Source organism: Pseudomonas sp. Sample_10 (assembly GCF_004321495.1).
Taxonomy (GTDB): Bacteria; Pseudomonadota; Gammaproteobacteria; order Pseudomonadales; family Pseudomonadaceae; genus Aquipseudomonas.
The window spans coordinates 44,588-59,084 of the sequence record NZ_RCOE01000242.1 but is presented as its reverse complement, the minus strand read 5'-3'; the positions used below and the strand labels follow the sequence as shown (position 1 = coordinate 59,084).

At 55.4% G+C, this 14,497-nt stretch carries 12 protein-coding genes; 7 read left to right on the top strand and 5 right to left on the bottom strand.

Annotated elements, in window-relative coordinates:
- Positions 1–69: 69 nt before the first annotated feature.
- The 4 genes from D8U18_RS24055 to dusA all read left to right on the top strand — a co-directional run bounded on the left by D8U18_RS24055 (position 70) and on the right by dusA (position 4,584).
- The gene (locus D8U18_RS24055) at positions 70–861 is read left to right on the top strand and encodes a transporter substrate-binding domain-containing protein (RefSeq protein WP_056857067.1); all 792 of its coding nucleotides are present in this window, start codon (positions 70–72) and stop codon (positions 859–861) included.
- Positions 862–1,066: 205 nt separating this feature from the next.
- Positions 1,067–1,495, top strand: coding sequence for a DUF2628 domain-containing protein (locus tag D8U18_RS24050; protein WP_130907229.1), 429 nt, complete (start codon positions 1,067–1,069; stop codon positions 1,493–1,495).
- 650 nt (positions 1,496–2,145) lie between these two features.
- Positions 2,146–3,375, top strand: a complete 1,230-nt coding sequence (locus D8U18_RS24045) for a multidrug effflux MFS transporter (protein ID WP_131108662.1) — start codon at positions 2,146–2,148, stop codon at positions 3,373–3,375.
- Between the two features lie 213 nt (positions 3,376–3,588).
- The gene (dusA, locus tag D8U18_RS24040; protein WP_131108661.1) at positions 3,589–4,584 is read left to right on the top strand and encodes a tRNA dihydrouridine(20/20a) synthase DusA; all 996 of its coding nucleotides are present in this window, start codon (positions 3,589–3,591) and stop codon (positions 4,582–4,584) included.
- A 45-nt stretch (positions 4,585–4,629) separates the two neighbouring features.
- Here the strand turns inward: dusA and D8U18_RS24035 are convergent, their stop codons facing one another.
- Complete coding sequence (locus tag D8U18_RS24035; protein WP_056857063.1) at positions 4,630–5,466, bottom strand: undecaprenyl-diphosphate phosphatase; 837 nt, start codon at positions 5,464–5,466, stop codon at positions 4,630–4,632.
- 557 nt (positions 5,467–6,023) lie between these two features.
- Here D8U18_RS24035 and D8U18_RS24030 point away from each other — a divergent pair.
- The 3 genes from D8U18_RS24030 (at position 6,024) to D8U18_RS24020 (ending at position 9,504) form a co-directional block, all read left to right on the top strand.
- On the top strand, positions 6,024–6,764 hold the full coding sequence (locus D8U18_RS24030; RefSeq protein WP_131108659.1) for a winged helix-turn-helix domain-containing protein: 741 nt from the start codon (positions 6,024–6,026) through the stop codon (positions 6,762–6,764).
- Between the two features lie 293 nt (positions 6,765–7,057).
- Positions 7,058–7,717, top strand: a complete 660-nt coding sequence (locus D8U18_RS24025; RefSeq protein WP_056857061.1) for a helix-turn-helix domain-containing protein — start codon at positions 7,058–7,060, stop codon at positions 7,715–7,717.
- 392 nt (positions 7,718–8,109) lie between these two features.
- Positions 8,110–9,504, top strand: coding sequence for an undecaprenyl-phosphate glucose phosphotransferase (locus D8U18_RS24020; RefSeq protein ID WP_056857060.1), 1,395 nt, complete (start codon positions 8,110–8,112; stop codon positions 9,502–9,504).
- A 295-nt stretch (positions 9,505–9,799) separates the two neighbouring features.
- On the opposite strand, the gene D8U18_RS24015 is transcribed toward D8U18_RS24020, so the two are convergent.
- From D8U18_RS24015 to D8U18_RS24000, 4 genes are read right to left on the bottom strand one after another with little or no spacing between them, the layout of a single operon-like run.
- Positions 9,800–11,878: a YjbH domain-containing protein gene (locus tag D8U18_RS24015; RefSeq protein ID WP_131108657.1), complete on the bottom strand. Its 2,079-nt coding sequence runs from the start codon at positions 11,876–11,878 to the stop codon at positions 9,800–9,802.
- Positions 11,875–12,636 carry a capsule biosynthesis GfcC family protein gene (locus D8U18_RS24010; RefSeq protein WP_056857058.1) on the bottom strand — a complete coding sequence of 254 codons (762 nt, stop codon included), beginning with the start codon at positions 12,634–12,636 and terminating at the stop codon, positions 11,875–11,877. Before D8U18_RS24010 ends, D8U18_RS24015 begins: the two co-directional genes overlap by 4 nt.
- On the bottom strand, positions 12,633–13,298 hold the full coding sequence (locus D8U18_RS24005) for a YjbF family lipoprotein (RefSeq protein ID WP_056857057.1): 666 nt from the start codon (positions 13,296–13,298) through the stop codon (positions 12,633–12,635). The genes D8U18_RS24010 and D8U18_RS24005 overlap by 4 nt, the downstream gene beginning before the upstream one ends.
- Positions 13,299–13,309: 11 nt before the next feature.
- Entirely contained in the window at positions 13,310–14,371 is a 1,062-nt protein-coding gene (locus D8U18_RS24000; RefSeq protein WP_056857056.1) for a polysaccharide biosynthesis/export family protein, read from the bottom strand.
- Positions 14,372–14,497: the final 126 nt, after the last annotated feature.

Below are 14,497 nucleotides of genomic sequence, written 5' to 3'. Positions count from 1 at the left end.
TTTTTGAGTCGCGCACAGTTTTCACTACACTCCCTCCTCCAAGTCACTCAATCAGAAAGCCCGATAACAATGAAAAACAACAAAAGCACATGGATGCTCGGTGGGCTGTTCGCCCTGTCGTTTGGTGTTCAGGCACAGCAAGTCCCTTCACATCTGGACAGCGTCATCCAACAAGGCCAACTGCGGGTTTGCACCACCGGCGATTACAAGCCCTATACCTTCAAAGCCGAGGACGGCGAATACTCCGGCATCGACATCGCCATGGCCCGCTCTCTCGCTGACAGCCTCGGCGTCAAGGTCGAGTGGGTGCAAACCACCTGGAAAACCCTGATGCCCGACATGCTCGCCGGCAAATGCGACATCGGCATGGGCGGCATCTCCGTCACCCTCGAACGGCAGAAAAAAGCCTTCTTCAGCACCACCCTCGACGTCGACGGCAAGATCCCGCTGGTGCGCTGTGAAAACCAGGCGAAGTACCAGACCATCGACCAGATCAACCAGCCATCGGTACGCCTGGTCGAACCGGCCGGCGGCACCAACGAAGCCTTCGTGCACGCCTTCCTGCCCAAGGCGCAACTGAAGTTGCACGATAACGTCACCATCTTTCAGGAGCTGCTGGACAACAAGGCCGACGTGATGATCACCGACACGTCCGAAGCGCTCTATCAACAGAAACTCAAGCCGGGACTCTGCGCGGTGAACCCGACGCAGTACATGCAATATGGCGAGAAAGCCTACCTGTTGCCCCGGGATGACATCACCTGGAAATCCTATGTGGACCAGTGGCTGCATCTGGCCAAGGTAACGGGTAATTACCAGAAAGTGCTGGGACAGTGGTTGGCAGTACCTGAAGGCAAATGACCATGTGCCTGTCCCTGTAAATTCTCCAAGCCGTGACAAACTGCGCGCTAGTGCACTTTGTCACGGCTTGTTAAATCCAGTTACATGCTTGAAACTTGGCCCGCACCGGTAGCAGTCCGGTCGCCTGCAAGACGCGTTGACAAGCGCACCGAATGATCATTCGGTCGATGCCTCGACCGAGCAAAACCCTCAAAAAGGACAGACAATGAGCAGCACGGATGAATTGCAAACCTACAACGCCAGTCCGAAATGGCAAGAAAGATTCGCTTTCTTCGATCAGCACGGAGCCCCCAAAAGCCCTGAGTTCAAATCGGCTTTCAAACAATTGCCGGCGCGCAAGCGTATTCTGATCAACCTGAACTTCATCGCTTTTTTCTTCGGGCCTATCTATCTTTTCGTGCTTGGACTGTGGAAAAAGAACCTGGCAATCATCGCGATTATCATCGCCATCTCCTTCGTCCTGACACTGATATTCACTCTGCTGGGTTACGACGAAGGACCCAAAGCCGTTAACACTGGCCTGAATGTCGTCTTTGCACTGATGTACGGGCTGAGCGCCAACTACGCCTACTATCTGAAACAGGTCAAAGGCTCACAAGGCTGGAATCCTTTTGAAGGCTTGAGAATCGTCTAAGCCTTATCCCGCGTGCAGAACGGCGGAAATCATTCCACCGTTCTGCATCGATCAATCGTCAGGTGCTCTCTCACTATCCAGGTGAGGCAGAAGCAGCAGAGCGGGCCCTTCTCTCTGTATTCCGCATCGCCAATAAAGCGCTTGCTTCTCGAAATGGCGAGTCGTGGGATTCCCGCGCTGGTTGTGAGTTATCTATACACACTGAGTGATCTGCCTGCGCCTGTGCCTCCAATAGCAGCTGCCGACGAAGCGAGGATTAAAATGCTTCCAGTTCAGTCCGCGTGATAAGAAAGCTGTCCCCTTTTCTCCCTTCCTCAAACGCCCCGTTCATCGCTCACCCCGGTATCGTTCAGGGCTAGTGAAAACGCCCTCGCTCTGGCAGCGAATGAAAATATTACACACGTCATATTTACAGCTGGAATTTATTATGCCCATAATCCAGCACAGACAGGGAGAGCCTCATGATTGCTTAATTTGACGCTGCGACACGGCTGCGCAGCAGCACCCCGAGAGATTCCGACCATGAATTCAGACATCGATCCCTGGCCTTGCCCCGCTGTCACCTTGGTGTTGTTGCGCCTCGAATGTCAGTCCTTGAACCCCAACAGAGTTGGGTGCGCATCCTTCCATTACAGCCTTGGATAAAAGTCATGAACCTTCCCAGCCGTTCCAGCGTATTGCTTGCACTCTTGATCGGGCTCTGCGCACTGGGGGAGATTTCCACCCAGATGCTGATTCCCAGCCTGCGCGACCTTGAAGCAGGGCTCGGCGCCGTGCCGGGTTCCTCCTTGACGGCATTATCGGTATTTGTTGCTGCCTTTGGTCTCGGCCAACTTTTCTTCGGCCCCCTGTCAGACCGCATCGGTCGTCGACCTATGCTGCTCGTCGGTGTTACCACTTACGTGCTCGCCTCTCTGTGGATGGCGTTTGCCCAAAGCATGCCCGAGTTCATTGCGGGCCGTGCGCTGCAGGGTTTGGGAGCCTGTGTTGCGCTGGTGGTAGCACGTAGCGTCGTGCGCGATGTCTGGAAGGAAAAAGCCGGCCCGGTCATGGCCATTACGGTGATTGGGATGCTCAGCGCGATTATGCTCTCACCGGTGCTAGGCGGGCTGATTGCCACCCATGCCGGTGGCTGGCGCGCGGTCTCGTTCGCAACCGTATTGTTTGGCGGTGCGGCTCTCGCGGGGTCACTATTTTTCAAGGAGACCAATCTGCAGCCCGACGCGCAGGCGGGAAGGCTGAAGACGCTGCTGGGTAACTACGCCTTGCTGCTCAAAGACTCATCCCTGCGAAGCTTCGCCATCGCCATCGCCTGCACCTACGGCGCAATGTTCAGCTTTATTGCCGGCTCTTCGCGCGTATTAGTCGGGCAACTCGGCTTGAGTCCAACCCAATATGGGCTGGTTTTCGGCGGCATCGTTTCGGGGTTGATTGCCGGCGCGATCTTCACCAACCGCACCATCATGAAGTACGGTCCGGAAAAAATCGTCGCCATCGGTACTAGCCTGGTTGCGGTTGGCGCCGGTTCAGGGCTGGTACTGCATGAACTCATCGGTCCGTCGGTGGCCGGCCTGATGCTGCCGCAGATGCTGTTGACGCTGGGTTCGGGCATGGTCTTGCCGGGTTCGGTTGCTGGCGCAGTGATTCCTAATCCGACTCGCGCCGGGCTGGCAGCGGGCTTTATCGGTTTTTCCCAGATGGCCGGCGCGACTGTTTCTGGCTTGCTGCTGAGCCATCTGCAGGACAATACAGCCTTCCCGATGGTTGCTCTGAATAGCGCATTCGCCGTGGCCGGTTTCCTTGTTTTCCGGATCATGCGTGCAAAAAAGGGGACTGCAAAAAAGGGGACAGATCTATTTTCCAACGCCAAAACAAGATAGGCCTCACATGAAAAACGCCTGCTTAAATTCAAGACGCCATGTGCGCCTGGATTTGTGGGGCTTCCACACCCTTGTCGCTGATTTTGCAGCGACGGGGTGAACAGAAGATCAGCAATATGGTGTGGATTCAACCGGCGCTAGACACGTCCAAGCCCTATTAGCCCAATCCTGATAAACTCCCCGATCTCCCAGCCTCACCGACTCCAGATCTCCATGTCCGTAAACACTGCTGCACCCGCCTCGCTTTCTCGCCGCTTCAGCGTGGCACCCATGATGGATTGGACTGACCGCCATTGCCGTTTTTTCCTGCGCTTGTTGTCGAAAAATGCCCTGCTCTACACCGAAATGGTCACCACCGGTGCTTTGCTCAATGGTGATCACGAGCGTTTTCTGCGGCATGACGAAGCTGAGCACCCGCTCGCGTTGCAGTTGGGTGGCAGTGTTCCGCTGGATTTGGCGGCCTGTGCGCGGATGGCCCAGGAGCATGGTTACGATGAGGTGAATCTGAATGTCGGCTGCCCGAGTGATCGGGTGCAGAACAATATGATCGGCGCGTGCCTGATGGGGCATCCGCAATTGGTGGCTGATTGCGTGAAGGCGATGCGTGATGCGGTGTCGATTCCGGTAACGGTCAAGCATCGTATCGGCATCAACGGTCGCGACAGTTACGAACAACTGTGTGACTTCGTCGGTACGGTGCGAGATGCCGGTTGTACCAGTTTTACCGTGCATGCGCGGATTGCGATTCTCGAAGGTTTGTCGCCGAAGGAGAACCGTGACATTCCGCCGTTGCGTTACGACGTAGCGGCGCGGTTGAAAGCGGATTTTCCGCAGTTGGAGATTATTCTCAATGGTGGGATCAAGACGCTGGATGCCTGCCATGAACATTTGCAGACGTTCGACGGTGTGATGCTGGGCCGCGAGGCGTATCACAACCCGTATCTTTTGGCTGAGGTGGATCAGCAATTGTTCGGCAGCACAGCGCCGGTGATCACGCGTGCCGAAGCCTTGGCGCAGTTGCGCCCTTACATTGCTGCGCACATCGATGCGGGCGGCTCGATGCACCACATCACCCGACATGTGCTGGGTCTGGGCACCGGATTTCCCGGAGCACGCAAGTTTCGGCAGTTGTTGTCGGTGGACATTCACAAGACCAAGGAGCCCTTGGCACTGCTGGATCAAGCCGCTGGATTGCTTGAAGGGCGATAACCCCGGTGATAAAAACCAGGCGGTATGAACCGCCTGGTATTGCTGTCAGCCCACTGCTGCAGCCGCTGTCCAGTTAACCCAGCCGAATATCCAGGTTGCCAGAATCAGCAATCCAAAGGCGATCCGGTACCACGCAAATGCGGCATAACTGTGGTTCGCAATGAACTTGAGCAGGCCGCGCACAGCGATCATCGCGAAAAAGAATGCGGTTACAAAGCCCAGGGCGAAAACCGGCAGATCGCTGTTCTGGAACAGGTCGCGATACTTGTAACCCGAGTACACTGCGGCGCCGACCATGGTTGGCATCGCCAGGAAGAACGAGTACTCGGTAGCGGCCTTGCGTGACAGGCCAAACAGCAAGCCACCGATGATGGTCGATCCGGAGCGGGAAGTCCCCGGCACCATCGCCAGGCATTGTGCGAACCCCACCTTCAGCGCATCTGACCAGCGCATATCGTCCACGTGCTCGACCTGCACTACATGATCCCGTTGTTCAGCCCACAACATGACAATGCCACCCACGACCAATGCGACAGCCACGGTTATCGGATTGAACAGGTATTCATGGATCTTGTCGGCGAACAACACACCCAGAACAACTGCCGGAAGGAAACCGATCAGCAGGTTGAGGGTAAAGCGTTGTGCATTGCGCTGGGTCGGCAAGCCTTTGACGATATCGAAAATCCTGGGACGAAACTCCCAGACAACGGCAAGAATGGCACCCAGCTGAATAATGATATTGAAGGCCATGGCGCGCTCACCGCCAAACTCCAATAAATCTGCAACAATAATCTGATGCCCCGTACTGGATATGGGCAAAAACTCCGTAAGGCCTTCTACCGCACCTAAAACCAACACCTTTAAAAGGGTCAAGAACTCCATTATTCCTCCGTCAGACCGCCCTGGTAGCGCGCCCCGTTAACTACTTTTCAGGTATTGAGCAACTGGACCAAACGTAACTGGCAAATTGACAGCCTTTACCCGACCCAGCGACGGAGAATAGGTCTTATCAAACAACACACTCAAGGCTTGTTAATAATCGTCCGACTGAATAATTAATCGAAAATGGATTTCGACATTGAGCTCGTAGCGCGCTCGCTCTCAATAAAACGTGACCCACCGCACACTATTTATATTTCTGCACAAAAGGACTAAATTCTGTAAATCACGAACTCAGCGTACAAACAGTGGCAAAAAGACATTAAAAAACCATCGCCAGAGACTCAAAGTAATGGCACAATTCCATATTGCCACCATCTAACGAGGGATTTTCACTAGTTCACTCCGCCGAGAAAATCAACTAAAAGCTTGAAAAGCTTAATTATTGTTAGAAAACTCGAGAGCCACGTCTAAAATTCGCTTGAATGTTACCAATTGTCAGTCACAGATGAGAACCGGTGCTTTAACATCCCGATGTCAGCACCTATTCGAGTCAATGCATGATGCTTACAGGGAACTTAGCGACTAGAAGCCTGCGCCAGACAAACGACGAACCCGGTGTTCTCACGCTGGGTCGAACGCGTGGCGTGGCTGAACATTTTAGAGCGCTAATCGCAAGGCATGTGCAGGCCGATATGGCACTGGATGCCAGTTCGTACACACTTTCGTATAAGAAAAACGAGTACTTAGGTTCGTATCGAGCCATCTTCATCATCATCGATAGCCCCCAGGCTCTCGAGGAAAGCCTTGCGCTGGTGGAAAGCCTGCGCACTACCCATTTGAAACTGATCATATGTGCGGTCATCACAGGCCGCGGCACCTTCAACAAGATGAAATATTATCTTGCCGGGGCCGACTTTTGTCTCAAGTTCAATACCCTGTCTGAAGAAGGTGCCGAGTTACTTGCCGATTTTTTCAGCAGTGAGGAATGGCAAAGGGATATCAATCTGATATTGGACCCCACCCGCATCTGCTTATTGGGCTCCGACAAAAAACTGGATATTTCATTTGCAGAAATGAAGATTCTGGAAGCATTTGCGCAAACCAGTAACCACATACTAAGTCACGATGAAATCGCCGGCATCATGGGTCTGAATACCAATTTCTACGACCCCAGAGCACTGGAAAAATCAATCAGTCGCTTGCGCGGAAAAATCAAAGACGTGTACGGTACAAACGCTATCCAGAGCATTCGGGGGTACGGCTACCGCCTGATGAGAGGGTTGATATCGACTGTCTGAGCCAGCAATTCAAAGGCTTTTTGACATCATCTAAGGGAATGTTTTTTCAACTATACAAAGATATCGGTTTCATTGTTTGATTTGTATTTTATACTTCATGCCAATTTATCGACTCCATGACCGTGGCAACACTGAACCATAACAATAAGAAGTCATTCTATAGCAGATCGCGTGGAACCTATCGAGGGCCATTTTTGCGCCCAAACCCTGCCTTTTCGATTACTTCCGAGGGAGTCTCTACTCCCCTGCCGATCATTTTTTGCCAAATTTGGTGCGTACTTCAGGAGAGAGACATGGAAATTAGTACACCCCTCCCAAGAAAATATTTCGTCGTCGTAACCCACAGCACTACGTCGCAACGCGAATTGGAGAGCATTCTGTCCAGTGAGCGTTTCAACTCATTCGGAACCTCCCAGGCACAAATGTTTGTTGAAGGTGTTGCCTCGTCCTCTACTGCCCCGGTGCTGATGGAGTTCACTTACCCAAGCGTGACAAGGAAAAAAGTTGCGCAAAGTATCGAACACGATACGCAGAGAATATTGGCCACCCTTGAATCTGAATGGCTGGCAGCGCAATCGGAAAATCCTTTTCACGGCAAGCCGGCAATGATTGCGGAAGCCAGTAACACCGCACAAGCGATAGAAGGTCACGCACCTTGCAGCGAAGTCTGGCAACTCGACGACGATCAGGGCGCGCTGGTGAAAGCGGGTATCGAGATAAACCTGACCGGACTGGAAACTGCACTCGTCAGGAAAATGCTCAACCATGAAGAACGCGTTGTCAGTCGAGATGAGCTGATCCTCAGTATCGGCAGGGAACCGGAGCAATACCGCGGTCTGGAGATGTGCCTCAGTCGACTGCAAGATAAATTCAAAAGTGCCAGCAATGGTGAGCGGTTGTTTCGTGCGGTGAGAAACCGCGGCTACTGCCTGATCCAGGAAGTGGTGTGCTGAACGCCTGATCCGGACAAACAACACAAACATCAACAGTGCGACAACAACAATAAAAATAGCACTTTGTTTGTTTTCCCCGCTTGAAAACTCTATTCAAACCCGCCTGCCTCCACCCCTCCTACAATACCCAATACAACATCAAATATTCACCCCCTGCTGATCGACCATTTCTAACGTTCGACTATTTGCCCTTAATGAAAGTTGGCACCCTGCCACCTTGTTAGAACTCGTCAGACAGCATCCCCGTCAATAACTTAGTCTATTGACTGACGACAGTTCCGCATATCGGCGTTGTTACCTCAGGACACTCGCTACAACAACAATAAAAAGTCTATTAACAACTCGGATTTCAACTGTCGAAACCTGAATGGACGTCTTTTGGGGATATTCGTATGGATCTTTCTCTTCGTATCAATCGAAACACCGGCCTCAAGGGACTTACCTTTTGGGGCCAATGGGCATTGGCACAGGGCTTTGTTGTTTCACTGCTGTTCATACTTGCTGAGCGACATACTGGCTCGGTCGAGTTCTACTATCGAATGTGCGCAACGCTGGCGGTACTTGCCTCGGTTCCGGCTTACACGTTCAGCGGTGTATATCGAAAAAGAGACAACTACCTGACGGGGCTGGGACGCCTGTTCATGGGCTGGTCCATGACCATGGCTGCGCTGGCCTGCATTGCATTCATCTGCAAAGCCGATGCGCTGTTTTCACGGGAAGTTATTCTTGGCTGGGCAGTGTACGGTTTCCTCGGCCAGGCATTGCTGTATGCGCCCCTGCATGCGTTTTCGAAGTACTACCAGCGTTCGCGCAAAAGCGAGCACAAGACCCTGATCGTCGGCACTGGCGAACTGGCACTGGGGCTGGCAAACAAGCTGAGTCTTCTGGAAAACCTGCCACTGGTGGGCTTGGTCAGCAACGGCAGCGTGCCATCGCTGGAGCCGGGCGCGCCGCGCGTCGTCGGTGCTCAAGAAGATCTGCTGGACCTGATCAAAGCCCATGACATTCGTCGCCTGTACATCACCCTGCCCTTGTCCGAAGCTGCCAAAATCGAAGCCATGTACCTCGATTTGCTCGGTGCCAACGTTGACGTGGTCTGGGTCCCGGACTTGAACAGTCTGACGCTGCTCAATCACTCGGTGAAGGTCGTGGACGGTCTGCCGGCGATTTACCTGAACGAAAGCCCGCTGACCAGCCGGCCGACCGCTGCACTGAGCAAAAGCCTGGTGGAAAAAAGCGTGGCGCTGCTGGCCATCATCCTGTTGAGCCCGGTTTTGCTGGTCATCGCACTGGCCGTGAAACTCAACTCGCCCGGCCCGGTGTTCTTCAAGCAAGACCGACATGGCTGGAACGGCAAGGTGATTCAGGTCTGGAAGTTCCGCTCGATGCGCGTCCACGATGACAAAGAGGTCAAGCAGGCCAGCCGCAACGACTCGCGTATCACCGCCGTTGGCCGCTTCATCCGCCGCACTTCGCTGGATGAACTGCCGCAATTGTTCAATGTGCTGCAAGGGCATATGGCGTTGGTGGGTCCACGGCCGCACGCCGTCGCGCACAACAACTACTACTCCGGGAAAATCCTCGCTTACATGGCGCGCCATCGAATCAAACCGGGCATCACCGGCCTGGCGCAGATCAACGGTTGCCGCGGCGAGACCGATACCCTCGACAAGATGCAGAAGCGCGTCGAGATCGACCTCAAGTACATCAACAACTGGTCGTTGTGGCTGGACCTGAAGATCCTGGTGAAGACGCCGTTCACGTTGCTGTCGAAGGACATCTACTGATGGATTAGCGTTGCACAGCGCAACACCGCAAGGGGACGCAAGTCCCCTTTTTTGTGGGCGCAATTCGTGGAAGCGATGGAGTGGCAGGCAAGGTTGTGTCGACTGGGCTGACGTCATCGCCAGCAAGCTTGCTGCCACAGGGTATCGGGGGTGATTTGGGTATCGGGTACGGCAATGAGCAGTTTAGCAGCCAGCCTGCTGGCGATGGCGTCGGGTCAGTCAGCATTGAAGCTGGATGTTGCTGACGCCATCGCCAGCAGGCTCGCCCCTGCAGCTTCGAGGTACGAGCCAGGTGTTACTCAGTGATCTTCTCGAAGTTGCGATAGAACATGTCGTCGTCACGGCTGTCGGTCATGGAGTGCAACTGAAAGCTGCGATTGAGTCGTGCACCGCCGTCCCGGGTCAGTGGCGACCAGACGAGGTTGGCGCGACGCATGGTCGACATGCTCATCAGTTCGTCGAACGGGATCGACAGATAGATGCCTTTGTCAAAGCTACCTTCGCCATATTCGGCGCCAGTAGCAGTCGTAATCGTTGCCCAGGCGCCAAATCGCACACCATTGGAAAACTCCTTCGAGATATCCAGCGTGCCGCCCCAGTCACCGGCCAGATAACGCCCGACACTGACTGCCGCGAGCGTATCGAACGGCAAGTCGGTGTAGCCGGTGATGTGCCCGGTGACGATCGAATAATCTCGCAGCCCAAAGCCCTGGTCGAATTCGCGCTGACGCACATAGTTCAAGTCCGCGCCCAGCGACCAGCGCTCGCCGGTCGGGCGAAACAGCACCTCGCCACCTACCCCGGCGAACATTGATTCCAGATAGCCGCCGTAGACCATGCCGTACAAATCTTTGTCCAACTGTTCGGCGTGACTGACCTGGAACAACGGCATGGTCACTTCGGAAGTCGTCAGGTACTGGCGCAAGTCCGTGCGCACACGGGGCAAGTCGCTGGGAGCGTCATAGGTGAACTTGTCAAAGTTGTTCGCCAGATTGGCACTGAGCAAACCGCTCCACCAAGTGTTGCGGTTGAAGCGGTATTCGGCGTCCGCGTCGGCACTGAATTGATAGAGCAAGCCATCAGGACCGCCGACGTTCTGCTTGAAGCCCAGCCCGACGCCATAGCTGAATGGTTGAAGGGCTTCGGTGTAGAGGGTTTTTTCGTTGTGCGGCATCGCCGGGTTGATCTCGGTGGTGCGATGCAGCGATTGCAATGGCTCCTCGTTGTTGATCACCTCACGGAAGGTTTGCCGAGGCACGCTGGTCTCTTCCAGCGGCAGGTCGTAGCGCTTGTTCACCACGGTGAACCAGTCGATGTCGTCGTTGACGCTGTTGTCCAGAATCCGGCTCGCCCGGCCAACCGCTTTGGCGGAATGGAAATAACGCTGCTGTTCGCCATAGACGAACAATTCCGACCCGCGCTGGCTGATGCGCTCAACCTTGTAGCCGGCGTTTTGCTGCAGGCGCCTTGACACATCGGCCCAATCGACCTGCTGCATTTGCGTACTCGGCGCCTTCGCCGGTAGCGGTTCAGCCGGCGGATCGAAGGTCTTCGCCGGCGCCTTGCGGCTGACGAAATTGGTGTGGAAGGTGACGCCAAACATCGCGGTGTTACCGCGCTCCCACGCAGCACTGACGTCGATCGAGTCGGTCAGTTTGAACACCGCACCGAGGTTGATCGGCGAATCCTGCTTGATTTCGTTGTCCTTGGGTTCGTGCTTGTAATCGTTGCCTTCGTATTCCAGTTTCAGACTGAGCCGATCCCATGGCGTCTGATAACTCACACCGCCGAACAAAGAAGGCTTGCCGCGAAAGTACGACCCGGCGTTGACGTCGCCGGTACCTTCGCTGTCGGGCCGGGTATTGAAGCGTTCAGCGAGCTCGCCCAGCGGGTTATCGAAGTCGCCTCGATTGCCCAGGTAACCCCAGGCAATGCCGGCGCTGAAATCGAAATCGTCATAGCGTTTGTTGGCAACCACAAACTCACTGGAGAACAGACCGGTACCACCGATGTCTCGAAAGCCCAGCGCCACTTCCGGCGCCCAATGGCTCTCTTCCCACAGTCGGGCCTTGATATCGACCGCCTTGTCCTTATAGCTCTGGCTGCCACTCAGCGAGTCGGGGCCGTAAGGGCGGTTGGTGATGGCGGTATAGCGGAACGAACCTTCCAGCCATTCGAACGGCTGAAGCGACACGCTGTATCGGCTATAGGGATCGGTACGGTTGGCATTCACGCTCAACTCACCGGCCGGCAACATCCGCGCGGTCGGCGTTTGCAACAAACCAGCGCCACCAAAATCATTCTGAGTAATACGTGGTTCTGCATAAGCCAGACCACACGGCAATAACAATACGGCTGCAAAACGTAAATTCAACGAACCACCTCAGCCAGCTGCGTGGCAATGAATTCGGCCAACTGCTGATTCAGTTCAGGGACAGGCGGATCAAGGTCATCGTTTTTGACCGGCACCAGAATCTTGCTGCCGGCAACGGGAAAGTGCCCGCTCTCGCGATTCCAGTGCGCAATACCCACCCGCCGGACCACGCCGTCGGGCTGAATCAGCCACAGGTAATCGGCCTCGGCATCGTCCAGCGGCGTGCAACCTTGCAGATACTCGCGAGCCTCCAGTAACGGCTGATATGGCAAGTGGCAGGTTTCAGCGACAGCACCGAGCACTTCGACTTCGTCGACACGTTTCGGGTAAATCAGGCGATCGCCATCGTCGAGACGAATGTTGCGCGCGAAGCCGACTTCCACTGCGACCGGATCCAGATTGGCGATCTGTCGCCCGGTGACCGGCATCTGCCGCACTTGCTCGGACAAACGCACTGCCAGCGCTGCACGGCCTGGTTTGTCGAAGAGCGAAGCCATGCGCTGCAAAACGTCCAGATCAAACAACACGCCCGCCTTGAGCCGCGCCTGCTCTTGCAGCAACGACTGACGCAACAACACACCCGCCAGCCAATAACCTTCGGCATTGGGCACGGCCACGTTGATCACATCGAGCAAACGCCCGCCTGCCGAGAGCTCGACCGGCCCGGGGTTGGCGACGTCACCCGTGACCGTGACAGCGGCCTGGCTCACGCTGGTGATTAACAGTAAACACGCCGATAGCGTTCTCAAGCGCTTCACGGGACATGCCTGCGGTTGGGGGTCAGCTGCACGATCCTGACGCGCAACTGCGCCGTCAGCTGTTGCTCGCTCTGCACAATGAAACCGTCGACGGGATCGACCCAATAACGATTGGTCGCCCGCAGGCCGATGGCCGGGGCATCAATCTGCTCATCGACACGCAGCACGCTGTATTCCTTGTTGAGAATGGTCAGGGTGTCCATGGACTTTCGGGAGAAGCGGCTATTAACGATCACTCCCACTTCCTGGCCCTTGTAGAGATCGATCCAGCGCCGGGAGGTGTAGCCATCGGCGACTTGATGAAGGCCTTGCTTGAACGGTGAGGTATCCGGCAGACGCGTACCGTCCAGATCACCCTCCTGGCCCAGGCCAATGCTGCGCACGGCAAGACCATTGCGCAGCAGTAGCACTTGTTTGCCGGAGGCGACCCAGAACTGCAGGTCTTCACGCTCGCGCACCAGCGCCAATACCCCGGAGCCGGACGGCGTGGTCAGTTTGATCTGCGGATAGTTGACCTCGGCCACCTGGGCCGGGGTCACGTCCACCTCATCCGGTCCGATCACCGCCGATTTGAGGTTGTTCAACGAAGCGTTCATCAACGGGTTGCAGCCACACAACAACAGGGCCGCGCTCAGGCAGACGCCAACTTTCAACGTGTTCACTGTCGGCGACCTTATTTGCTGTTGTTACTGTATTCGCTCCAGTTCTTCGCAGCGGAAGCACCCGTACCGACAATCGACGCCGATGGCACCAATTGGCTGATGAAGCGGTTCCAGCGAGTCACGTTGGCAGGCCCGACATAGACAACGTCCTGAGGGCGCACTTCGAAGTGCGTGGCGAGCGCCATGGCGGTCGGCGATTGAGCGTTCAACTGGTAGATCTTCGCCGGCTCCACGTCGAGGTTTTCAACGCCGCGGATGACGTAGACCGCGTTGCCGTTGGAAGTGGTCTGACTCAAGCCGCCAACCGAGCCGAGGACATCGGACAGGTTCATGGTGGCGGTCTTGAAGCTCAACGCGCGCGGCTGGTTGACCTCGCCCATGACGTAGATGCGCTTGTTGTCGTTGTACGGCAGATACAACTGATCACCACCCTTGAGATAGACGCCCTGCAACTCGGAGTCCTGCTGGTTGAGCGAGTCGAGATTGAGCGGGTACACCCGCCCGTTGCGCGTCAGCGTCAGGCCGGACAAGTCAGCGTTGTTGGTATCGATTCCAGCGGAACCGAGGGCCTCGACCACGCTCAGCGGGTTGGTGGAAATCGCTTGCGGGCCACCCTTGGTCACGGCGCCGGTGACCACGACTTTCTGGCTGGCGAATCGCAGCACTGCGACATCTACCTGCGGCTCGGCGATAAACGCCGACAGCCGTTGTTCGATGTCTGCGCGCAGTTGCTGGATCGTACGCCCGGCAGCCTGGACTTCTTTGATGAAGGGGTAATACAGCGTGCCGTCGGCGCGCACCAGCCGTCCGTTGGCATCGATCTGTTGTTGCGCGCCGGACGGGGCTGTCAGTTCAGGGTGATCCCAGACCGTGATGTACAAGACATCGTTGTTACCGATGCGGTACTCGGCCGGAGTCGCCAACAGCTCTGCCGGCAGCGACTCACGCTTTTGCGTGGCGCGGGTGGTGGATATGAGCTTGGGGGTAATCGGGATCAGCTCGACCCTGCTGCTTTCACTGGCCCCTTGGCGGGTGATATCACTGGTGCTCAGGTATTGGCCGGGGGAAAACATGCAACCTTGTAAAGCGAGACTTGCCAACATTAAAAGAGAAAAACTACGAGTCATAATGGCACTACGCTATTCAAGGGCGAATCTAAAAAAGAAGTCACCCGACTTGCGTCGGGCGACCCTGTACTG

What these genes read in the sequence shown, in the direction of transcription:
- D8U18_RS24020 (WP_056857060.1), top strand. Translation starts at nt 8,110, where the DNA reads ATGGATCTTTCTCTTCGTATCAATCGAAACACCGGCCTCAAGGGACTT.
- D8U18_RS24050 (WP_130907229.1), top strand. Translation starts at nt 1,067, where the DNA reads ATGAGCAGCACGGATGAATTGCAAACCTACAACGCCAGTCCGAAATGG.
- dusA (WP_131108661.1), top strand. Translation starts at nt 3,589, where the DNA reads ATGTCCGTAAACACTGCTGCACCCGCCTCGCTTTCTCGCCGCTTCAGC.
- D8U18_RS24045 (WP_131108662.1), top strand. Translation starts at nt 2,146, where the DNA reads ATGAACCTTCCCAGCCGTTCCAGCGTATTGCTTGCACTCTTGATCGGG.
- D8U18_RS24000 (WP_056857056.1), bottom strand. Translation starts at nt 14,371, where the DNA reads ATGTTTTCCCCCGGCCAATACCTGAGCACCAGTGATATCACCCGCCAA.
- D8U18_RS24025 (WP_056857061.1), top strand. Translation starts at nt 7,058, where the DNA reads ATGGAAATTAGTACACCCCTCCCAAGAAAATATTTCGTCGTCGTAACC.
- D8U18_RS24055 (WP_056857067.1), top strand. Translation starts at nt 70, where the DNA reads ATGAAAAACAACAAAAGCACATGGATGCTCGGTGGGCTGTTCGCCCTG.
- D8U18_RS24030 (WP_131108659.1), top strand. Translation starts at nt 6,024, where the DNA reads ATGATGCTTACAGGGAACTTAGCGACTAGAAGCCTGCGCCAGACAAAC.
- D8U18_RS24035 (WP_056857063.1), bottom strand. Translation starts at nt 5,466, where the DNA reads ATGGAGTTCTTGACCCTTTTAAAGGTGTTGGTTTTAGGTGCGGTAGAA.